Source organism: Ornithinibacillus sp. FSL M8-0202, from assembly GCF_037975285.1.
GTDB lineage: Bacteria > Bacillota > Bacilli > Bacillales > Amphibacillaceae > Ornithinibacillus > Ornithinibacillus massiliensis.
In genome coordinates this window covers 2,914,306-2,935,238 of the sequence record NZ_CP150248.1, presented here as the reverse complement: position 1 = coordinate 2,935,238, position 20,933 = coordinate 2,914,306, and the positions used below count along the sequence as shown (strand labels likewise).

The window sequence follows — 20,933 nt, the reverse complement described above, 5'->3', positions numbered from 1 at the left end:
GGGAAAGTACCCGAATATGTGCTAGAAGGTATTCGGGTACTTTTATTTACTACTATATTGCTAATTAGTGTAGGTAGACCTAATTCCATTGCCGGTGAATTGTTACCTGGTACCTGGGCTATCAACACTCACATATTATTTATTTTCCCTCTACGATCACTTTAGAGCGAAAAACAATCTTTTCATCTGATTCGCGAACACCATCTACGAAAAATGTATGATTCGACTTATTAGTAGAATCTTTCTTTAAAACAAGTCTATCACCAGGTAAGACCTCATTTAAATAATTCACCTCAATCGAACGAATAGGATAGGTTTGAAGATCCTCTAAAGAGAAGCAATCCATAATGAAATCGACATACTTGGCATTATTCAAATGTCCATTAAAATCAATATCACTATAGCCAATCGTTTTCTGATAAACCGCTTCTAGATTTTCTGATGCTTTTATCTTCCCTAACGTTATGTTAATTGCTCTATCCTCTATATATTCCGGGTAATCTAAATTAATTGCTTCACTTCGTTTTAAACGACGCTTTTTCAAGTCCATAATAACCCAGACAGATACAGCACGGGCAATTATTTCACCATTTTGATTACGGACCAGATAATCCCGTTCAAATTCGAGCTTCCCTGGTCTCAGTGGCCACGTTTCAATCGTAATCTCCTCGTCTAAGATTGGATTACGGATCATATCTACCCGAATTCGCATTAGCACAAATGCTACACCGTACTTATCCAGTAGTTGATTGATTCCAACTCCCAGATTCTCGGCTGCTAAATTTGCTATATCTTGAAAATACCCAAATAATGCACTCGGCCTTAATTCCTTTTGAAAATCGACATCGCTTAAGTCTACATGGTAGTTTTTCTTATATCGAATTGTTGGTTGCATGTTTATCTCTCTCCTAAATATTATCCATATGAATAGATTACCATAAATTGGTTGAGAAAGTGGACCGTGGCATTCTATCCTCCCCCTCCATTTTACAGTTAATGGACTAGCTTCTTATACGAAAAAGAGCTGATACGTAAATGGGACGGTATCCATTCACGTATCAGCTCTTTCATTACTAGTTTAGCCCTCTCATAAATTCTTTCAGCTTAGGAGAGAACAAATATAGAATAATACCCAATAGAATAGCAATACCACCAATCACACCGAAGTACATAACTTCTGTTTCAGTTGAGTAAAATTTCACGACCTGTGCATTGATTGCTTGTGCTGATGAGTTGGAAAGGTTCCATAAGCTCATCATTTGTGCAGCAAAGGCAGCTGGTGCAAGTTTCGTTGATGCAGATAACCCAACTGGTGATAATAGTAATTCACCTAATACTACTAGGAAGAAGCTTAGTACTAACCATAAAGGACTTACTAATGATTCCGTTCCGTTGAAGTATGCAGGGAACATCATCACAATAAAGGATAATCCTGCGAATACTAATCCAAACGAGAATTTCTGTGCAACAGATGGTTGTCTATCTCCTAATTTTGTCCACATGCCTGCAAATAAAGGAGCAAACATGATAATAAATAATGGATTAAGTGACTGGAACCATGATGCCTTCAATTCAATTCCGAGGAAGTGCAAGTCGGTACGCTCATTAGCATAAGTTGCAAGAATGGTTGATCCCTGTTCTTGGATTGCCCAGAACATCATTGCGGCAACGAACAATGGAATATAGGCAAGTAAGCGTGACTTTTCCTCTGAAGTTGTTTTAGGACTGCGGAACATAAAGATAAAGTATGCAGTCGGAATAATAACCCCAAGAATACTAATAGAGAAAATAACACGATCGACAGTTAGCCAACCACCGTTTATACCTAACCAGCCAACTATGCCTAATATCACTAAGACTGTTAAGATAATCGATAATAGACGACCTTTTTCTTCTTTCTTCAATGGATTAGGAACAACTGTACCTGCTAGCCCTAAATATTTCTTACGTGTTACAACATATACAATTAGTCCAACTAACATCCCTACTGCAGCAACACCAAATCCTAAGTGGAAGCTAACACCTTCCCCTAATGTTCCTACAATATATGGCGCAATAAATGCACCCATGTTAATACCCATATAATAAATACTAAATCCTGAATCACGGCGTGGGTCTGTCTTACTGTATAGATCCCCAACCATACCACCGACATTCGGCTTAAGTAGTCCAGTACCGATGATAATGAATCCCATGGATACGAATAGACCAGGTGCTCCAAATGGCAGGGCAAGAATGATATGACCAATCATAATAAGCACTCCACCATGGAAAACAGTCCGTGCAGTACCTAATATTCTATCAGCAATCCAACCACCAATGATACCGGACATATAAACAAGTGAGCCATATATCGCCATAATGGAATTAGCTGTTGTTTGATCGATACCAAGTCCACCGTCGGAAACCTCATAATACATATAAAATAGTAAGATAGCACGCATTCCGTAATAGGAAAAACGTTCCCAGAACTCAGTGAAAAATAGCGTCGATAAACCTTTTGGATGCCCGAAAAATCCCTTCTGAGGAATGGTCTTTAGAATGGCATCTCTATCTAGTTTTTTCATTGAAGAAAAGCCTCCTGATGTTTTTAAATTTCTTAAATAAACTGAAAACTATTTCGAAGTCGACTTAAACATTTTAGGACAAATTAGTATTGACGTAAAGGGGTTTTAATGAAATGAAATTGTTCTAAAAAATAGTAAAATAGCCAATCATTTTAATGTAATCGATTAACATACCGATATTATAAGGTTTTACTTTTTCCTGTACGGTAAAATATGGTAATAAAATTAATTGTTCCCTGCAATTGTAATACGTGATTCTAAACATAAAATATGAGATACTCTATAAAAACGAATTGTAGAAAGGTGTCTTTTCGGTGGACAAGCAGGAATTACAGAAAGAATTACGGAACAAAGGATTTACCTATACCGCAAATAATTTACAAAATATAGCATTTAGCAACAACCCTATCGTTGAGATACAGCAAATATTAAACGAATGTATTTCTCCTAATATAGAATTACCAGATGATATCTATATGTTGTACAAGCAATTGCATCATGTATCCTCTGTACAAGAAGATACAAAAACGATTGTTATTCAAGATTTGCGGACTATCGTCATGGAGATAGTGATGCCTTCAGATGAAGAGTCCATTATTTATATGGAAGATGAAGAATTAGATGAAGCGGTTTCCCTTTATAGCGAAGCAGCAAATGGGGATAAAGACGCACAAGTTCAGCTCGGGCATTTGTACAGACTAATTGAACGGAACGAATGGGCTTTTCCGTGGTTTAATATCGCGGCTCAAGCGGGAAATCCTGAGGCCCTCTATTGGCTAGGTAATTATTATTACATGGGTAAGATCGTGAAAAAGGATTTAGAGAAGACATTTTTATGCTATGAAGAGGCAGCCGAAAAAGGCTATCCAGATGCGATCAATAATTATGCCGATATGTACTTACGTGGTGAATATGTTGAAAAGGATAATAAGAGAGCTCTTAAACTATTCAAAAAAGCGGCAGAACATGGAGTAGCTGAGGCGATGTATACATTAGGTTATATGTACGAAAATGGCGTCGGAACAGAGATGGATTTAGAAGAATCCAAAGCATGGTTTACGAAATCTGCCCTAGCTGGTGATGTTTTTGCAGCAAACCGCCTGGGTCATGAGGCAGTGGAAAATGGAAAAGGGGAAGAGGCGATTTCTTGGTATAAAATGGCGGCAGAACAAGGCGATTCCTATGGAGAATTTAATCTCGGACTATGCTATGAGAATGGAATCGGAACTCCTATTAACATAAAGAAGGCAAAAATTTGGTACCAAAAAGCGGCGTTAAAAGGAGATGAACAAGCTAAGGAGAGACTGAAAGGATTATAATTACCCTTGATGAATGACAATATGTTCTATTGACTTTCTTGTATAACAAAATAGATTAGAACGATAAAATGAGCCGATTATGAATAAAAAACTAACACATACTTCCTTTCGTGAATGTGTTAGTTTTTCTTATTCTGGCGGGAGAGATTTTATACAAGACAATCCCCGCTATAAGCTCTCTGTTACCTTTTTTCGCTTTTCCTCCCCAGTAAGGGCACTGATAACCTCTCTCTGTTACCTTTTTTCACTATTCCTCCCCGGTAAGGGAACCGATACCTCCCCTCTGTTACCTTTTTTCGCTTTTCCTCCCCAGTAAAGGCACTGATAACCTCTCTCTGTTACCTTTTTTCCCTTTTCCATCCCAGTAAGGGCACTGACAACCGTTCTCTGTTACCTTTTTTCCCTGTTCCTCCCCAGTAAGGGCACTGACAACTGCTCTCTGTTACCTTTTTTCGCCTTTCCTCCCCAGTAAGGGCACTGATAACCGCTCTCTGTTACCTTTTTTCCCTATTCCATCCCAGTAAGGGTACTGATAACCTCTCTCTGTTACCTTTTTTTCCTATTCCATCCCAGTAAGGGCACTGATAACCGTTCTCTGTTACCTTTTTTTCCTATTCCATCCCAGTAAGGGCACTGACAACTGCTCTCTGTTACCTTCTTCCGCTTTTCCTCACCGATTAGGGAACCGATACCTCCTCTCTGTAACCCTTTTCCGATATGCCGCCCCATTAAGGGAACATACGTTCTATCCACCATCTCATCCCTCTACCTTTCCTCATTAATGGAAAAAATCCCCCTTAACTTACCAAGAAATAATGTAATATTCCCAACCAAGACCAATCATCTACTTTCCGTGTACCAATCGCGCACATAGGATATACTTAAAACAACAATGAATGAAAGGCGGATTCCATGCAAGAAAATACTAATCCTAACTTCTTAATAAATGAAAAATCACCTTACCTACTACAACATGCCTACAACCCCGTAAACTGGTACCCTTGGGGTGAAAAAGCGTTTGAAAAAGCAAAAAAAGAAAATAAACCAATTTTCCTATCAATTGGCTACAGCACATGTCACTGGTGTCATGTCATGGCTCATGAATCCTTTGAAGATGAGGAAGTAGCACAGATGTTAAATGAGCATTATATTTCCATTAAAGTCGATCGTGAGGAACGCCCGGATGTGGATTCTATCTATATGAAGGTATGTCAAATGATGGCTGGTCATGGTGGATGGCCACTTACGATTTTTATGACGCCAGATAAAGTACCATTTTCTGCGGGAACTTATTTTCCTAAAGAAAGCAAGTACGGTAGACCTGGGTTATTAGAAGCCTTAGAACAACTACATATCAAATATACTTCAGACCCTGAGCACATTTCTGAGGTAACCGAAAGTGTGAAACAAGCCTTAGATAGCTCTACTCGTGCCAAGAGCGAACATCGTTTAACAAAAGAAGCAGCTGATCTAGCCTACCAGCAATTAGGAAGAGGGTTTGACTTTAATTATGGTGGGTTCTTTGAAGCACCTAAGTTTCCACAGCCACAGAATTTACTATTTTTACTCCGTTATTATCATTTTACCGGGAAAACGGCTGCTTTAAAAATGGTGGAAAATAGCTTGCAAAACATGGCTGCCGGTGGGATATGGGATCATATTGGGTTTGGTTTTGCCCGATATTCAACAGATGAAAAGTGGCTTGTACCTCATTTTGAGAAAATGTTATATGATAATGCGCTTCTACTCATCGCCTATACCGAATGTTATCAAGTAACAAAGAAGCCGTTTTATAGAAAAATTGCTGAGCAAATTATCGATTTTGTGAAACGAGAAATGATGAGTACGGAAGGTGCTTTTTACTCCGCTATCGATGCTGACTCGGAAGGGGTAGAAGGTAAGTATTATGTTTGGGACGATGAAGAAATATTTGATATTCTCGGGGAGGATTTAGGAGATATTTATACGACGGCGTACGGTATCACTCCTTATGGTAACTTTGAAGGAAAGAATATCCCAAATCTAATTCGCTCCAGTCTTCAAAGTGTAGCAGAGGAATTTGACTTAACTGTGGAAGCTTTAGAAACACAACTGGAAGAAGCAAGACAAAAGCTCCTTCAAGAACGGGAGAAACGTGTCTATCCACATGTTGATGATAAAGTACTAACCTCATGGAATGCTATGATGATTGCTGGCTTAGCCAAAGCTAGTAGAGTATTTCAAAACGATCAATATTTAGATATGGCGAAAACAGCAATCTCATTTGTGGAGAAAAAACTCTTTGATAATGGTACGCTGATGGCTCGCTATCGGGATGGGGAAACAAAATACCACGCTTATCTCGATGACTATGCCTATTTAGTTTGGGCATATTTAGAATTGTATCAAGTAGATTTCAACCTAGAATATTTATCCAAAGGAAAACATCAACTGGATGTAATGATTGATTTATTTTGGGACAAGCAATATGGTGGATTTTTCTTTAGTGGTAAGAATAATGAACAGCTAATCTCGAATGATAAAGAAATTTATGACGGGGCAACCCCTTCAGGAAATAGCGTTGCAGCTCTAATGCTCGTCCAAATGGGGAGCCTAACTGGAGAAACAAGTTACTTAGATAAAGTAGCGGAGATGTTTTCCACCTTTTATGAAGATATCACCAAGCAACCTTCTGCTGGGGTGTTCTTTCTCCAAAGCATAATACTTACTGAGAATCCGACAAAAGAAGTTGTTGTTCTAGGCGAATCTGATTCTTCCAGAGCTAAACTCTTACAATTACTCCATGATCGTTTTATACCGGAGATTGCATTACTAGTAGCAAATGAACCAGAACAATTTAGAAATATTGCTCCATTTGCAGCAGAATATAAAACACTAAATGGACAAACAACTGTATATGTATGTGAGAATTTTGCCTGTCAGCAGCCAACAAACAATATGGACATCGCTCTAGATTCGATCACTACAAAGTAAAAGAGGTGCAAGTGCACCTCTTATTGTTTTAACTGATTTAAATCTTGAATACTATCTTGTACAAGGGTAACCGCTTGGCTCATTGCTGCTCCGCCACCAAAAGCAGCTGTTACACCAATTGCCTCTAGGATTTCCTCTTCTGTACACCCTTGATCCAGGCAACCTTTTGTATGATAGATCATACAATACTCATCCTGTGCATATAAACTAATTGCTAATGCAATTAATTGTTTATGCTTTTTAGATAACGCACCTTCTTTGAAGCATTCTTCTGTAAAAGCATTATATAATTCGGCTAGCTTTGGCATTTTTTTCGTGAACATGCCTATTCCTTCTTTATAGTCTATTAAAGCCTCTTCCGTAAGATTTCTTGCTTCCATTTGATCATCTCCATTATTCAGATTTGAAAGTCTACTGTTAGTATGAACGAAAACAATCAGCATAGTCGTTAAATTAATTAATCTAAAAAACTGTTTTCTATTCGACGCTTCTGTCCTCTCCGCCACAAAGACAATTGTTATACTCATTAGAAAGAAATTAATAGCGTCGACTAGCCCCCCCTGTTACACCGCTATTTTACAGTGCATCCAATACCCAACAAATAATTAGTCCATCCCCCCATATAGTGTTAAGCAAAAATAGACTGTCGATAAAAGATTTTATACTTTAGTAGCAGCAACATTTGATGATAGAACTAATCGAAACGTAACTTTACACATTCCTCTACATCCATATATCTAAGATCAGAGAAATTATATTGAAGGTATTTTTTCTCCATATCTGTCATAACGGCATTATTCTTTGATAGGAATGTCACTTCTGTAGTATCTACAATACTAATTAACACATTGCAAGATGAATTCAAGAATTCTTTCCCATTTAATATTGAACTACCAATTTCTCCATTCGTTAAATATCCGGAAAATGTAGCTATTATGGGATAGTAACTTCCAAACGAAACATATCTTTTCATTTGATCATTACTCAGTGTCTTTAGCCTATCTATATATTTCATTTCAGAATTAAAATCATCAGAAAACAATATTTCTATATGATTCCCTTTTTTCCATATATACTCATCTTCATCTAATAAACTATCCAACAGATCTAATAATACTTTTCCGTACGTATTTGGTACCCGAAAAAATAGACCTATCTTTTCCAATGTAACGACTCCCTTTAGAACTAAATGCTTATTGGTGTTGGCCCACTTTTATGATACAATAATGAGCAAGTATTCTGAATAGAATACAAAAAAATAGAATAGAGGAGAGTTTAGAGAGATGAGTGAGCAGAGTGTAGTGGAGACAGGATTTTATGGTGAATTTGGAGGTAGCTTCATCCCTGAAGATTTGCAGAAGGTGTTAGATCATTTAGCACTGGAATTCGAGAAGTACAAGGATGATCCAGAATTTCAAAGTGAATTCCGGTACTATCTTAGGGAGTATGTGGGGAGAGAAAACCCATTAACGGAAGCTAAAAACTTAACCAAAAAATTAGGCGGAGCAAAAATCTATTTAAAGCGTGAGGATTTAAATCACACAGGAGCCCATAAGATTAATAACGTAATAGGGCAAATTCTACTGGCTAAGCGAATGGGAGCAACGAGAGTCATTGCAGAAACTGGGGCAGGTCAACATGGTGTTGCTACTGCTACTGCTTGTGCCATGTTTGATATTCCTTGCACCGTGTATATGGGTAAAGTGGATACAGAAAGACAGGCTCTCAATGTGTTTCGTATGGAGCTGTTAGGAGCTAATGTTGTCCCTGTAGAAAAAGGGCAAGGTCGTTTAAAGGATGCTGTTGATGCTGCGCTAGAAGACCTTGTAGAAAATTACCAAAACACATTTTATCTGCTTGGATCAGCAGTTGGACCACATCCATATCCGTCCATCGTGAAGCATTTCCAGGCTGTCATCAGTGAAGAATCAAAACGGCAAATACTGGAAAAAGAAGACAAGCTACCTACTGCCGTTATTGCTTGTGTAGGTGGTGGTAGTAATGCCATTGGAGCATTTGCTCACTACTTAAATGAACCAAATGTCCGATTAATTGGTGCCGAACCTTATGAAGCTCCAACGATGACAGAAGGTGTAGCCGCTGTTATTCACGGATTTAAATGTTTAACATTACTTGATGACAATGGGGAGCCGAAACCGACGTATTCCATTGCCGCAGGGCTTGATTATCCAGGTGTTGGGCCAGAGCATAGTTACCTAAAAACGACTGGAAGAGCAGAATATGTAACGGTTACAGCAGATGAAGCGTTAGAAGCTTTTCAAATACTATCAAAAACAGAGGGAATTATCCCTGCTTTAGAAAGCGCTCATGCCATTGCCCATGCGATAAAGCTTGCACCAACACTAGCTGACGAGGACATCATCATCGTCAACCTATCTGGTAGAGGCGATAAAGATGTTAATCAAGTATTTGATTTATTAAATAAATAAATAATTCTATCCCCCCAAGATTTCGCTTTGGGGGGATTTTACATATCATTTCCATTACATAACATTAGCTTCACTACTTTCAGTTCGTTATAATGAGAATAGGAAGGGGTTAGAGCTTATGATTAAAGTAAAAATGAATGTTCAAACTGCTTACCATGGAGAACTATTTCGGGCAGGGAAGGTATATGAAGTAGACGAAAAAACAGCCAAACGCTGGATAGCAAGTAAACTAGCAGTAGCTGTAGAAGAATAAGAAATGATACGATAATCTTAATAATTCAAGGAAACCTACATAAAAATCCCGTTAGTCTCTTAGGAACTGACGGGATTTTACTTATACTGATTAACGGTTGGCAAAGAATTCTTCTGCTTTTTCTAAAAATACTTCTTGGTCTGGAGTCAAATCATATTCTTCCTCAATCGCATTTACTGGGCAGGCTGCTTTACAAGCACCACAGTCAATACAAATATCTGGATCTATGTAGAATTGATCTGGACCTTCTTCTATACAATCAACTGGACAGACACTAACACATTCAGCTGCTTTTTCTTGTCTGCATGGATCTAAAATAACAAAAGCCATCTATGTTTACCCTCCTAATCTATTCAAGGTACATCTTCATTTTAATGATACATCTACTATTAATTCAAGTAAACCGTTTCAAAAAAGAAAATTGGCGCTAACGAAAATAAGCTCTATACCATCAAATCCTTCACCATCACAATATGCGGTCCAATTGGTGGATAATCAAATACGGTACCATATGGTTGAAAACCTAACCGCTCATAATAGCCTTGTACCGATGTCCTACCCATACACCACAATAATTCGATATCCTCTTCTCTTATCCGTTTCTCTGCATAATCAATCACCGCTCTTCCTGCTCCTAGCCTGCGATGAGTAGGTCGAGTTGCCATCGCCCGTAGACGATATTGCTTCTCCTTAGTAAACTCGGAATTCTTTTCTTTATAAAAAGATGCAACACTTATTAAGGTACCTTCGTAAAAAGCACCAACATGAAAAGTAGTTACATCACGGTCTGTATCGTATATGCAGGCCTCAAATGGTTGATGTGGCCTTAAAATAGCATGTCTTAGTTCATAGGTAGTTTCAGGACTAACCTCTCTAACCTCCATCTCGCTATCTCCTCCTTACAAGCATTACTTACCATATATATTCTTGTTTTTCGCTAAAAATCCTTCCATAAAAAAATGCCTAAGAAAAAGTTATCCTAGGCATTCATTAACTATTAATTTTTATCCTTTAATTTCGCTAATGCTTCTGCTAATGCATTATTTGTAAATCCGTCATCTTGCTTTTTAAGATATTTATTGACATCTTTCTTAGAAACTTTACCCTTCTTCTCTTGTTCCTTACGCTTATTAAAGGTTGATAGCTTTTCACGGTGACCACAGGAGCAAGTGAACATTTGCCCTTCTCCTTCTCCACGTAACTCTAATCGTTTATGACAATTCGGACAACGGGCATTCGTCTTTTTGGCAATATTCTTCTTATGACCACAAGCACGATCCTGACATACTAGCATACGACCATGCTTATTATTCACTTCAAGCATCAACTTGCCACAATCTGGACATTTAGTGCCAGTCATGTTGTCATGCTTGAATTTACTATCATTTCCTTTAATTTCTTGAACAATTTCCTTCGTGTAATCTTTGATTTCCGTTATGAATTTATTTTTTTTCAATTTACCTTCTGCAATCAAGCTTAGCTTTTGTTCCCATTCTGCTGTTAAAGCTGGAGAGCGTAAATCCTCTGGAGCAAGCTCTAGCAACTGCTTACCCTTTGAAGTAAGGAAAATATGTCTTCCCTTCAGTTCCATATAGCCACTATTGAAAAGCTTATCAATAATGTCTGCACGCGTAGCAACGGTGCCAATACCTCCTGTTTTTTGCAGTGTACCAGCTAAGTGTTTTTCATCTGGATTCATGTAACGTACCGGATTTTCCATCGCTTGTAAAAGGGCACCCTCTGTAAAGCGTTCTGGTGGCTTCGTTTCACCTGTCGTTACAGCTAACTTAATAGTAGAAAAAACATCTCCTTGCTTCACCATAGGTAACTGTTGATCATCCGAGTCCTCTTCTTCAAAGGTGCGATCATAGATTGCTTTCCATCCTTGCTTCTTCACTACTTTTCCTTTAGCAGTAAAGGATTCATTTCCGATAACAGCATGAATCACGGTCTGCTCATACTCATAAGCATCCATCAGAACTGCCAAAAATCGTTTTACGACTAAATCATATATTCTACGTTCCTTATCATCTAGGTCTGCTAAAATAACAGGTTCTTCAGTCGGAATGATTGCATGGTGATCACTGACCTTCGAATTATCTACGACCGACTTCGGTAGCTTATTAATCCCATTTCGAAGGATTGTTTGGGCAAAGCGAGCATATTGATCAACGCCACAAGCTTGAAGACGATCCTTCAACGTAGGGACTATATCTGTTGAAATTACCCGTGAGTCGGTTCTTGGATAGGTTAATACTTTATGACGTTCATAAAGCTTTTGCATAATCGATAAGGTCTGTTTACCAGAAAAGCCAAACATCCGGTTCGCATCACGCTGTAATTCCGTTAAATCATATAGTTGTGGTGAATATTTCTTTTTTGCTGTTTGATCAACTTTTACGATTTTTAATGGTTGATCTTTCAGTTTGCCAAATAAACTATCTGCTTTTTCCTTAGAAAAAATTCGTGTATTACTTTTGTTATCCTGCCAAGTATAGGTTACTTTTCCTTGTACTTTCGCTTGGACACCATAATAGGTTTGTGGCTTAAAGTTCCTTATTTCCTCTTCTCGTGCTGCTACCATTCCTAGTGTTGGTGTCTGTACACGACCACTGGAAAGCTGTGCATTAAATTTAGTGGTAAGTGCTCTTGTCGCATTAAGTCCGACAAACCAATCCGCTTCAGAACGTGCAACAGCAGAAGCATATAGATTCTCATACTGTTTGCCTGGCTTCAGCTGTTTAAATCCATCACGAATTGCTTTATCCGTTACCGAAGAAATCCAAAGTCGTTTAATTGGCTTCTGGATACGGGCCTTTTCAATAATCCATCGGGCAACAAGCTCTCCTTCACGACCTGCATCCGTGGCAATAACAATTTCACTTACGTCCTTCCGATTCATTTGGGTTTTGACGGTACTAAACTGCTTCCCCGTCTTTTTCATTACAACTAACTTCAAATTAGATGGAAGCATTGGTAAATCCTCTAATCGCCATTGCTTATATTTATCATCATAGGTCTCTGGATCAGCTAACGTAACAAGATGTCCAAGCGCCCAGGTCACAATATATTTTGATCCTTCCATAAATCCATTTCCTTGCTTGGAGCATTGAAGTACTCGTGCAATATCACGACCTACGGAAGGTTTTTCTGCTAATACTAATGTTTTACTCATTTTTGTGTATTTCCTCTCTTAAAACTTCTATCCTAACACTATATCATATTTTAATTCGAACTATTTCTATCTGTTAGGAGTGATACATAATAATAAACTAAAGCGGCAAGAATCCCACCAATCATGTAGGTTAATGAAGCTTGGGATAACATGACAAATTGATCGTCCGTTATGGAGACTATCACAATATAAATAATGGCAACGAATACCCCCGCTACGATATATAGACCATACTTACTATAGTGACGCGCTAATTGGGATGAAAAGTTTCTTTTCTTTAAATAGGATTCAATTAGATAAGATAGTGGAATTCCACCAATTACATATACTGGGGCAGCATATAGAATAAAGTAACCCATCGACACCCATAGGTTATCCGATGTGTACGTCAGATAGCTAATAAGACTTAATAAAAAACTAAAGATAACAGCTGATAAAATCGCTGTTAATAATTTCTTCCACATTAATTTTCCTCCATCATTTCCTATACAATTTTTCATTACTTGCCTTTCCTTATTCCAACGATACCAAAATCTTGCTTACAAGAACAGGATTAAGTAACATTTTGTTCAGTCCAATGTAGGAAGCACATAACTGCCCATTTTTCATACAATACAATACACTAGAACAAGAAAAGGATATGGTGCTATGATTTTATTTTACACAGGATTATTATTCCTAGTAATTGCAGTAAGTTTGGATGGTTTTGGAGTGGGGATTACCTACGGGATGCGTAGAATAGTAGTCCCAAAAAGTGCCTTATTCATTATCATGATGTGCTCAGGGGTAGTAGTGCTGCTATCTATGTTAATTGGTACTGTATTAAATTCGTTCCTATCTGTAAGCGTCGCTGAAACGATAGGTGGAGTGATTTTAATCGTAATTGGTTTATTTTCCTTACTTAACATTATACGAAATCAACTAAAGCAAGGGGAAATAGAGGAAGAAGAATACCAAGCAACCACAGCTGGAAATTTCCAAAGCTTTAGAACGGTTATTGCCAAACCAGACAAAGCAGACCTTGACCGTTCTGGAACTATTTCTTTAGGTGAGGCAACATTACTTGGTACCGCTCTAGCGCTAGATGCCTTTGGTGCAGGTATCGGAGCCGCTATTTTAGGCTATTCTCCATACATTACACCAGTATTAATCGCCATTATGAGTGGTGTTTTCGTTCATCTTGGAATTAAAGTTGGCGTTATCCTATCTAAGAACAAACGACTAGAGCGAATGAACTTCTTACCTCCGATTTTATTAATTACACTCGGTGTATTGAATTTGATTTAAGAGATAATTCTGCGCGTAATGCTTGTAGAAAATTATATACATCTTATGGAGCATTACATTACGGTATTGGGAAAATAGTGTGGAAAGGGGATTAATAATTCCCCTCTTCCATAGCTTTAATCATATTAGAAAGTAGTTCCCTATTCGGAGCAAAACACTTACAAACGGAAAAATGATGGACAAGTATCTCAAGATAACGAACATGAACAGGTACCAGGTCAGTTTCGAGACAATTAAATTAAAGATAACTAAATTACTTGCTATAAAGTTATAATCAGTAAAATTAAGACAAGCATGATATAGTTGTACGGCGGGGGCCTACCCTTCCCTTCTGGACACCATTTTATAGGTGGAAAGGAGGGAATGTCGATGGAGATTGTATTATCACTTTTGATAGTACTTTTTACAGCCGGAGCTTTTTTAGTAACACTGATAAACTTCATTAGGCAATTAATCAAAGATTTGATTGATAAAAAGTGAACCCCACCCTTTGATCGCTAATCAAATTCAGGGTGGGGTTCTTCTCTTAGAAACAGTGTGTTCAGGAGGGAAAACCACCCGAACATCAGTATCGTGCTAAACCGGGAATGGTACCAACATTCTCGATTTTTTATTATTATGACTTATTTACCTTTATTATACATATTACATAGTATTATGTCCAATTGACTATTCCCTACATACTTAAATTGTTCAATATTATTTTACTCTAAATATAGTTTCTTATTTAAGCCATATAATTTAATCATCCATCACCGATATCGATGATGGATGTTATTCTTTTTATAAGTCGGATACATAAACTCAAACAGTTCTAATGATAATGCAATATATCGAGTGGCAAATTGCTTTTCAAAATGGTTTTCTAGTAAAGCAAATATTCGGTCGCACGTCACTTTTTTTACCTCTTCTGTTCTACCTGGACCTATTTTTAATGTGACATGGATAAAACTGTCATCTTCAGCCGTTCCATCTGCTATAACATAATCCTTTAATGCTACTGCTCTTGAACGGATGCCCCCAATTGGAAAGCCTTCTTCAATCAGAATTTCATTAATACGCCGCAACAGCTCTTTCATATTACCAGCTTGTTGTAGATTATCGGTATACTCTACTGTAATATGTGGCATCGCTACACTCCTTATCTCGAAAAGACCTTATCACGAACAATTCTATTTCGTAGTGACCCGATTCCTTCAATTTCTACGACAACTTCATCCCCTTCGTTCACATTGACCGTTCCCTTAGGTGTTCCAGTTAAAATAATATCGTTTTCAGCTAGTGTCATGAAGCTACTTAAATATTCGATTAAATACGGGATATCAAATACCATATCCTTCGTAGAGCCCTCTTGCTTTAATTCACCATTCACATAAGTAAAGAGCTTCAAATTCATCGGGTCTGGAATATTTTCTTTTTCCACAAACCAAGGGCCGATTGGGGTTAGCGTGTCTCGATTTTTCACTGCTAAGTTAGGGCGATAATAGTTCTCCAAATAATCCCGAATGGCATAGTCGTTAGCAATCGTATAGCCAGAAATATATTCATAGGCATCGTTCCGCTTAACATTTCGAGCTGTTCTTCCAATCACCACAGCCAACTCACACTCATAATGCATCATTTCAACACCTACTGGTCTTCTCGTTTCACCATTATGTCCAATTAATGTATTCGGGCCTTTTAAGAAAACAAGCGGTTCTTCTGGTGCCTGAAAGCTAATTTCACTCGCATGGTCTGCATAATTTAGTCCGAGGGCAAAAATGGTCCCTGCCTCAATTGGTGGTAACCAAACAACCTCATTTTCATCTACTAAACGCCCATCACGTAATTTCAGCTTATTTCCAGCTTGAACAGCTTCATGTATTGCGCCAAGACAAGCAACTCTTGCATATTTCAACGCTTCTCCCCTCCTGCAATCTGGACATTTTCATAAACAAATCGATTCTCTAAGCTACCAATATAATCAATTTCTATCCGAATAGTATCTCCGTGCTTAGCAGTTGGGGGGTGATTCGGCAAACCAACTAGTAACAAATCACCTTTTGCAAGTGTCATATATTCCGTGACATCTTGAATAAGACGAGGGATAGGTCGAATTAAATCCTTTGTATTATTTACTTGAATCAATTCATCATTTTTAAATGTCCAAATCATTAAGGAATCTGGTTCAGGGACATTTTCCTTTGGAACAATCCACGGACCAATTGGACAAAATCCATCACGAGCCTTTTGTTTAATAGCTGGACGGAAATAGCTTTGATGTGGAATGGAAACATCATTGACAATCGTATAGCCTTCCACATAATCAAAGGCATCTTCTTCCTGTACATTGGTGGCCGTTTTGCTTATCACGATCCCAAGTGTCCCGTTCACTTCAATTTCGTCTACATCCAGAGGTATTGCCACCTCTTTTAAATGCGCGTTAATCGTGTTTCGTGGCTTAATATATAACACTGGGCGCTCTGGTGCTTTATGATAAGGTGGCTTCTCCAATTGATTCTGTAAGGCATCCATCTGTTCCTGAAAATTTAATAACGTACCATAGACAGTTCCAGTCACAGGAGATTGCCAGGATAAGGCATCCTCAGTAAGTTTTTCACCCTTCCACTCAATATAAGACTGTGCAACGGCTATATCCTCGAGGCCAATCCCGTTAGCAAATCTTGCTTTTGCATGATAAATCATGAACGCCTTCCCCCTAACTATTCATGTTATTTTCATAGTTTATTCCAAGGTGAAAGGGCAGAGAACCAAAATTAGCTGCAAGCTGCCCGTACTATTAGTGTAAATATAATAGAAGCTTTTTAGGGTGTTCGATTAATTCGATAAAACGGTTCGTAAACATAACAGCGTCCGCCCCATCTATAATACGATGATCAAAAGATAAGGACATCGTCATAATGGAACGAATGTTGATTTCATCATTACCCATTACAACTGGCATTTTTTTGGTCTTATGGAAAGCAATAATACTTGTTTGTGGATGATTAATGATTGGTGTTGCTGCTATACCTCCAATTGGACCTACATTGCTTATCGTAAATGTTCCACCCTTCATTTCATCTGCAGCTAGTTTTTGCTCCTGTGCTTTCTTTGTTAATGCTTTCATTTCATCCTGCACCTGTTTCAATGATTTCTTATCGACATCACGTAGTACCGGGACTAGTAATCCTTTTTCTGTATTCGTTGCCAGGCCTATATGATAATCCTTTAATAGTCTAATCACATTATTTTCTTCCTCTAACTGTGCATTGAATAAAGGAAATTCCTTCAGTGTAATGGTGAGCGCTTTTAGAAAAAAGGCCACAACAGATATATGCTCCCCTGCCTCTTTTAGCTCCCCACGAAATTCTAATAGATTCGTTAAATCCACTTCATCAAAGTGAGTTACATGTGGAATCGTAGAAAGTGACGCTGTCATTTTCATGGCAATTTGTTTGCGAATACCAGTGAAAGGTATGGTGTCCGCTTTCGATACTTTCGTTTCTTCGGCTTCCCTTACTTCTTTCTCTACTGTAACCTCTAGCTTTTCTTCTCCCTTTCTTCCCCTATCTCGAATAAATCGATAGATATCCTCATCTGTCACTCTCCCTGCTGGTCCGGAGCCAACGACATGTTCAATATCCACATCATTTTCCCGTGCAATTCTTCTTGTGTGTGGGGCAGCGATAATCCGTTTAGGAGCTTGTTTGACAATTGGTGGATGAACTGGTTTATCCCTCTTTTCAGGTGCTAGCACAGCAGCAACCTCTTGCTCTGAACTGGATTCCGCCCCCTTTACTTTGCCATCATCAATTTCTAATAATACAGAGCCAATCGTAATGGTCGTACCCTCTTCAATATGAATCTTTTTCACGATGCCAGAAGTTGGCGAAGGGATTTCAGCAACCATCTTATCGGTTTGCATTTCCACTAATGGCTGATCAACCTTTACCCTGTCCCCCACCTTTACTAAATAATTTACAACTTCGCCCTCTGTCATTCCTTCGCCAATATCATGAAATTTCACTTCAACCATTGGTTACACCTCATTTATAAAATGTCCACTTCGGGCTTTTTTCTCTTTTAAAGAAATTATTACGACCTTGCTGTTCTTCTAAGCGTTGCTGGCATTTACGATTGGCCGCTTCGAGTGTTGTAATCGCATCTAATTCGGATTGATGATAAATCGCCAAAATCGATTGATAAATGGCTTTTGTCTTTAATAAAACACGAGCTTTATTTGCTCCATATAGTTCATCGGCTACTTGGATTAATCCTCCTGCATTGACGATATAGTCAGGCGCATATAATATTCCTTTATCATGAAGTGCTTTTGCATGAAAATCTTCCTTCAACTGGTTATTCGCTGATCCGACAACTGCCTTCACCTTTAGCTTTTCAATCGTTTCATCGTTTAAAATTCCGCCCAGTGCACATGGAATGAAGATATCTGCGTCAACCTCGTAAATGTCATCCAACTCGACTACGGTTACCATGCCTGGATAATTAGTTGCTTTTTCACGGATGGCAGTAATTGCCTCTTCAGAAATATCGGTTACGATGATATGTGCTCCAACCTGTAGTAATTGTTCCGCAACCTTAAATCCTACCTTACCTAAACCTTGGATTGCGTAAGTTTTCCCAGCTAGAGTTTCATTGCCAAACAAATATTCATTTGTCGCTTTTAATCCGTAAAGCACGCCCTCTGCAGTAGGGACAGACGAGTCCCCTCCACCGCCGAATTCTTCTGGAATACCATTAATGAAGTTCGTTTCCTTCGATGCTTGCACAAAGTCATCCATCGTAGTTCCCATATCTGTTCCGGTATAAAATCGACCATTCAAGGAATCTACAAACTGCCCATAAGCTCGAAATAGTGCTGGTGATTTATCCGTTTTCGGGTCTCCGATAATCACACCTTTACCACCACCAAAATCAATATCCGCGGCTGCACATTTATAGGTCATTCCCTCTGATAGACGCAACACATCCTCCAATGCTTCCTCTACATTGGCATAAGGATACATTCTAGTTCCACCAAGTGCTGGGCCAAGTGTCGTGTTGTGTATCGCTATAATTGCCTGTAATCCTGTACTAGGATCATTACAAAATACGACCTGTTCGTGCCCACTTATCTTTTCAAATATATCGATTGACTTCACGGCTGATTGATCTATTTGCTGTTTCATGGTCAACCCCCCCATTCAGCAAGAATATGAATCTATTTAACTCGTTCACTACTCACTAATTCTCGATATTTCCCTTCAAAAAATGCTAGTGGTTCTCCATCTCGCACCTCTAAATCCGTAACCTTCCCGATAAAGAGTGTATGGTCGCCAGCGTCAACAGCATCATGCAGCTCACAGACGAGATTCACTAGCGCTTCTTTTATCGTTGGTAATTCATGAAACCAATGAAAATCGATTTCTCTTGTTTCTTTCATTTGGCCTGCGAAATAGGCTGAGAGATCTTTTTGGTCTTGATTTAGAAAACTAATAGCGAATTTCCCAGAATGATTGATATAGTGCTTCATCGTTGCTTTATGGTCAACAGATACAAGTACTAATTTTGGGTTTAAGGATACGGACATGAAAGCATTTGCGGTCATGCCGTGGATATCGTTTCCAAGCTTTGTTGTAATAATGGTAACGCCAGTAGCGAATTTCCCCATTGCATGACGGAATGCACGATCATCCATTAACTAACCCCCTCATAAAATGTTTTCTACTCATACATGGCATACTACTTATACGTTTCATATGGTGATGCTCCAATCGGGCACCGGTCCCTTGCTTTCTAAGATGACTTAGAATGTTAGTTTAGGAATCCCTAAGCTTATACTGTGGATTTACCCGCCCTTATTAATCTCATAAAAGTACAGTCAGACTGCTCCATGTATGAGCTTCTATTCCTAACCACTATGCCAAGCCTTCTAAACATTAAATCACAAATGTCGGTTTGTGTTGTTTTAGTTTAGCCGTTTGTATAGGTACTTCTTTACCAGTGTGTACATGTAAGACAGTAGATGCCTCGGTGAACCATTTATCTGGTGCTGCATGCCCCCAGAAGGTCTGACGCATTGGATCATTGATATCCCAACGTATCGGTTCAAAATCTGGGTCACTGGTTAGGTAATCCCCGCTATATAATTCGATTCTATGTCCATCCGGGTCACGTAAATATAAGAAGAAAGCATTGGATAGTCCATGTCTTCCCGGTCCACGTTCAATCGATTCCCCGTAACCACTGGCCGCCAGTACATCACACGTATGGATAAGTGATAATTGATCAGGCAACCAGAAGCCTATATGATGTAATCGAGGTCCTTTTCCATTCATAAATGCAACATCATGTACATTTTGCTTCCGGTGTAGCCATGCTGCCCAAATACCCCCTTCAGAGGTCTCGGTATATTCAGAGCATGCAAAGCCTAATTTTTCTTTATAAAAATCATATGCTGCTTCTACATCTGGAACAGCACAATTAAAGTGGTCAATTCGTTGCATCCTGGAGCCTTTGTATAAATCATATCGCTGTAATAGCCGGTCTACCGTATCCATCTCCGCAAAGAATTCTAATGGTAAACCAGAAAGATCATTTACACGTAATGCCCGCCCTATCGCATGCTGTTCACCTTTTTCGATCCACTTCGTTGGGTAGCCTTCTTTTTCAAACAGCAGTGCTAACGCTTCCAAATCATGTTCTGATGAAACCTTATACCCTAATGCCTCCACTACAGGCTTATCGGACTTTTTCAGCAGTAAACTATGGTGATTATGCTCCTCTAATCCGCGAAGAAAAATATGTTCTTCATCAGATTCTGTTTCAATAAACCCAAGCGTATCGACATAAAACCTTCTTGATGCTTCAAGATTGGTTACATGAAGAATAGCCCTAGCACAGCGAATCACATTATAATCCATCGTA

20 protein-coding genes are annotated in these 20,933 nt (G+C 38.7%); 5 read left to right on the top strand and 15 right to left on the bottom strand.

What is annotated here, in order from left to right; translation table 11 throughout:
• Nucleotides 1-139: 139 nt before the first annotated feature.
• Both MKY78_RS14840 and MKY78_RS14835 read right to left on the bottom strand, forming a co-directional pair.
• Nucleotides 140-895: an acyl-ACP thioesterase domain-containing protein gene (locus MKY78_RS14840; protein ID WP_339213750.1), complete on the bottom strand. Its 756-nt coding sequence runs from the start codon at nt 893-895 to the stop codon at nt 140-142.
• Between the two features lie 178 nt (nt 896-1,073).
• Nucleotides 1,074-2,567 carry a peptide MFS transporter gene (locus tag MKY78_RS14835; protein WP_339213748.1) on the bottom strand — a complete coding sequence of 498 codons (1,494 nt, stop codon included), beginning with the start codon at nt 2,565-2,567 and terminating at the stop codon, nt 1,074-1,076.
• A gap of 314 nt (nt 2,568-2,881) precedes the next feature.
• Between MKY78_RS14835 and MKY78_RS14830 the strand changes: the two genes are divergently transcribed.
• Nucleotides 2,882-3,886, top strand: a complete 1,005-nt coding sequence (locus tag MKY78_RS14830; RefSeq protein ID WP_339213746.1) for a tetratricopeptide repeat protein — start codon at nt 2,882-2,884, stop codon at nt 3,884-3,886.
• Nucleotides 3,887-4,798: 912 nt separating this feature from the next.
• Nucleotides 4,799-6,859 (top strand): thioredoxin domain-containing protein, encoded by a 2,061-nt coding sequence (locus MKY78_RS14825; protein WP_339213744.1) that lies wholly within the window; start codon nt 4,799-4,801, stop codon nt 6,857-6,859.
• A 20-nt stretch (nt 6,860-6,879) separates the two neighbouring features.
• Here MKY78_RS14825 and MKY78_RS14820 read toward each other — a convergent pair whose 3' ends face one another.
• On the bottom strand, nt 6,880-7,239 hold the full coding sequence (locus MKY78_RS14820) for a carboxymuconolactone decarboxylase family protein (RefSeq protein WP_339217924.1): 360 nt from the start codon (nt 7,237-7,239) through the stop codon (nt 6,880-6,882).
• Nucleotides 7,240-7,553: 314 nt separating this feature from the next.
• Nucleotides 7,554-8,024: a DUF2691 family protein gene (locus MKY78_RS14815; RefSeq protein ID WP_339213742.1), complete on the bottom strand. Its 471-nt coding sequence runs from the start codon at nt 8,022-8,024 to the stop codon at nt 7,554-7,556.
• Between the two features lie 118 nt (nt 8,025-8,142).
• Between MKY78_RS14815 and trpB the strand changes: the two genes are divergently transcribed.
• Complete coding sequence (gene trpB, locus MKY78_RS14810; RefSeq protein ID WP_339213740.1) at nt 8,143-9,309, top strand: tryptophan synthase subunit beta; 1,167 nt, start codon at nt 8,143-8,145, stop codon at nt 9,307-9,309.
• A 118-nt stretch (nt 9,310-9,427) separates the two neighbouring features.
• Entirely contained in the window at nt 9,428-9,562 is a 135-nt protein-coding gene (locus tag MKY78_RS14805) for a hypothetical protein (protein WP_255488130.1), read from the top strand.
• 90 nt (nt 9,563-9,652) lie between these two features.
• Here the strand turns inward: MKY78_RS14805 and MKY78_RS14800 are convergent, their stop codons facing one another.
• The 4 genes from MKY78_RS14800 to MKY78_RS14785 all read right to left on the bottom strand — a co-directional run bounded on the left by MKY78_RS14800 (nt 9,653) and on the right by MKY78_RS14785 (nt 13,201).
• Complete coding sequence (locus tag MKY78_RS14800) at nt 9,653-9,892, bottom strand: 4Fe-4S binding protein (protein ID WP_339213738.1); 240 nt, start codon at nt 9,890-9,892, stop codon at nt 9,653-9,655.
• Between the two features lie 113 nt (nt 9,893-10,005).
• Nucleotides 10,006-10,446: a GNAT family N-acetyltransferase gene (locus MKY78_RS14795; RefSeq protein WP_339213736.1), complete on the bottom strand. Its 441-nt coding sequence runs from the start codon at nt 10,444-10,446 to the stop codon at nt 10,006-10,008.
• A 113-nt stretch (nt 10,447-10,559) separates the two neighbouring features.
• Complete coding sequence (locus MKY78_RS14790) at nt 10,560-12,737, bottom strand: DNA topoisomerase III (RefSeq protein ID WP_339213734.1); 2,178 nt, start codon at nt 12,735-12,737, stop codon at nt 10,560-10,562.
• 50 nt (nt 12,738-12,787) lie between these two features.
• A complete protein-coding gene (locus MKY78_RS14785) occupies nt 12,788-13,201 on the bottom strand; it encodes a hypothetical protein (protein WP_339213732.1) in 414 nt (137 codons plus the stop codon).
• A 184-nt stretch (nt 13,202-13,385) separates the two neighbouring features.
• Between MKY78_RS14785 and ytaF the strand changes: the two genes are divergently transcribed.
• The gene (gene ytaF / locus MKY78_RS14780; protein ID WP_339213730.1) at nt 13,386-14,024 is read left to right on the top strand and encodes a sporulation membrane protein YtaF; all 639 of its coding nucleotides are present in this window, start codon (nt 13,386-13,388) and stop codon (nt 14,022-14,024) included.
• A gap of 752 nt (nt 14,025-14,776) precedes the next feature.
• Here the strand turns inward: ytaF and MKY78_RS14775 are convergent.
• The 7 genes from MKY78_RS14775 to hpaD all read right to left on the bottom strand — a co-directional run bounded on the left by MKY78_RS14775 (nt 14,777) and on the right by hpaD (nt 20,929).
• Nucleotides 14,777-15,154 (bottom strand): 5-carboxymethyl-2-hydroxymuconate Delta-isomerase, encoded by a 378-nt coding sequence (locus MKY78_RS14775; RefSeq protein ID WP_339213728.1) that lies wholly within the window; start codon nt 15,152-15,154, stop codon nt 14,777-14,779.
• Nucleotides 15,155-15,165: 11 nt separating this feature from the next.
• Entirely contained in the window at nt 15,166-15,921 is a 756-nt protein-coding gene (locus MKY78_RS14770; protein WP_339213727.1) for a fumarylacetoacetate hydrolase family protein, read from the bottom strand.
• Nucleotides 15,918-16,709 carry a fumarylacetoacetate hydrolase family protein gene (locus tag MKY78_RS14765; protein ID WP_339213726.1) on the bottom strand — a complete coding sequence of 264 codons (792 nt, stop codon included), beginning with the start codon at nt 16,707-16,709 and terminating at the stop codon, nt 15,918-15,920. Before MKY78_RS14765 ends, MKY78_RS14770 begins: the two co-directional genes overlap by 4 nt.
• 94 nt (nt 16,710-16,803) lie before the next feature.
• Nucleotides 16,804-18,042 carry a dihydrolipoamide acetyltransferase family protein gene (locus MKY78_RS14760; protein ID WP_339213724.1) on the bottom strand — a complete coding sequence of 413 codons (1,239 nt, stop codon included), beginning with the start codon at nt 18,040-18,042 and terminating at the stop codon, nt 16,804-16,806.
• 10 nt (nt 18,043-18,052) lie between these two features.
• The gene (locus MKY78_RS14755; RefSeq protein WP_339213723.1) at nt 18,053-19,195 is read right to left on the bottom strand and encodes a Glu/Leu/Phe/Val dehydrogenase; all 1,143 of its coding nucleotides are present in this window, start codon (nt 19,193-19,195) and stop codon (nt 18,053-18,055) included.
• 32 nt (nt 19,196-19,227) lie between these two features.
• Nucleotides 19,228-19,704: a flavin reductase family protein gene (locus MKY78_RS14750; RefSeq protein WP_339213721.1), complete on the bottom strand. Its 477-nt coding sequence runs from the start codon at nt 19,702-19,704 to the stop codon at nt 19,228-19,230.
• 241 nt (nt 19,705-19,945) lie between these two features.
• Nucleotides 19,946-20,929: a 3,4-dihydroxyphenylacetate 2,3-dioxygenase gene (gene hpaD / locus MKY78_RS14745; RefSeq protein WP_339213719.1), complete on the bottom strand. Its 984-nt coding sequence runs from the start codon at nt 20,927-20,929 to the stop codon at nt 19,946-19,948.
• Nucleotides 20,930-20,933 lie beyond the last annotated feature (4 nt).

Bases quoted from the DNA above. Each gene is read 5' to 3' on its own strand.
- MKY78_RS14840 (WP_339213750.1), bottom strand. From the start codon at position 895: ATGCAACCAACAATTCGATATAAGAAAAACTACCATGTAGACTTAAGC.
- MKY78_RS14755 (WP_339213723.1), bottom strand. From the start codon at position 19,195: ATGAAACAGCAAATAGATCAATCAGCCGTGAAGTCAATCGATATATTT.
- hpaD (WP_339213719.1), bottom strand. From the start codon at position 20,929: ATGGATTATAATGTGATTCGCTGTGCTAGGGCTATTCTTCATGTAACC.
- MKY78_RS14820 (WP_339217924.1), bottom strand. From the start codon at position 7,239: ATGGAAGCAAGAAATCTTACGGAAGAGGCTTTAATAGACTATAAAGAA.
- MKY78_RS14785 (WP_339213732.1), bottom strand. From the start codon at position 13,201: ATGTGGAAGAAATTATTAACAGCGATTTTATCAGCTGTTATCTTTAGT.
- MKY78_RS14760 (WP_339213724.1), bottom strand. From the start codon at position 18,042: ATGGTTGAAGTGAAATTTCATGATATTGGCGAAGGAATGACAGAGGGC.
- MKY78_RS14795 (WP_339213736.1), bottom strand. From the start codon at position 10,446: ATGGAGGTTAGAGAGGTTAGTCCTGAAACTACCTATGAACTAAGACAT.
- MKY78_RS14750 (WP_339213721.1), bottom strand. From the start codon at position 19,704: ATGGATGATCGTGCATTCCGTCATGCAATGGGGAAATTCGCTACTGGC.
- MKY78_RS14800 (WP_339213738.1), bottom strand. From the start codon at position 9,892: ATGGCTTTTGTTATTTTAGATCCATGCAGACAAGAAAAAGCAGCTGAA.
- MKY78_RS14835 (WP_339213748.1), bottom strand. From the start codon at position 2,567: ATGAAAAAACTAGATAGAGATGCCATTCTAAAGACCATTCCTCAGAAG.
- MKY78_RS14805 (WP_255488130.1), top strand. From the start codon at position 9,428: ATGATTAAAGTAAAAATGAATGTTCAAACTGCTTACCATGGAGAACTA.
- ytaF (WP_339213730.1), top strand. From the start codon at position 13,386: ATGATTTTATTTTACACAGGATTATTATTCCTAGTAATTGCAGTAAGT.
- MKY78_RS14765 (WP_339213726.1), bottom strand. From the start codon at position 16,709: ATGATTTATCATGCAAAAGCAAGATTTGCTAACGGGATTGGCCTCGAG.
- MKY78_RS14775 (WP_339213728.1), bottom strand. From the start codon at position 15,154: ATGCCACATATTACAGTAGAGTATACCGATAATCTACAACAAGCTGGT.
- MKY78_RS14790 (WP_339213734.1), bottom strand. From the start codon at position 12,737: ATGAGTAAAACATTAGTATTAGCAGAAAAACCTTCCGTAGGTCGTGAT.
- trpB (WP_339213740.1), top strand. From the start codon at position 8,143: ATGAGTGAGCAGAGTGTAGTGGAGACAGGATTTTATGGTGAATTTGGA.
- MKY78_RS14825 (WP_339213744.1), top strand. From the start codon at position 4,799: ATGCAAGAAAATACTAATCCTAACTTCTTAATAAATGAAAAATCACCT.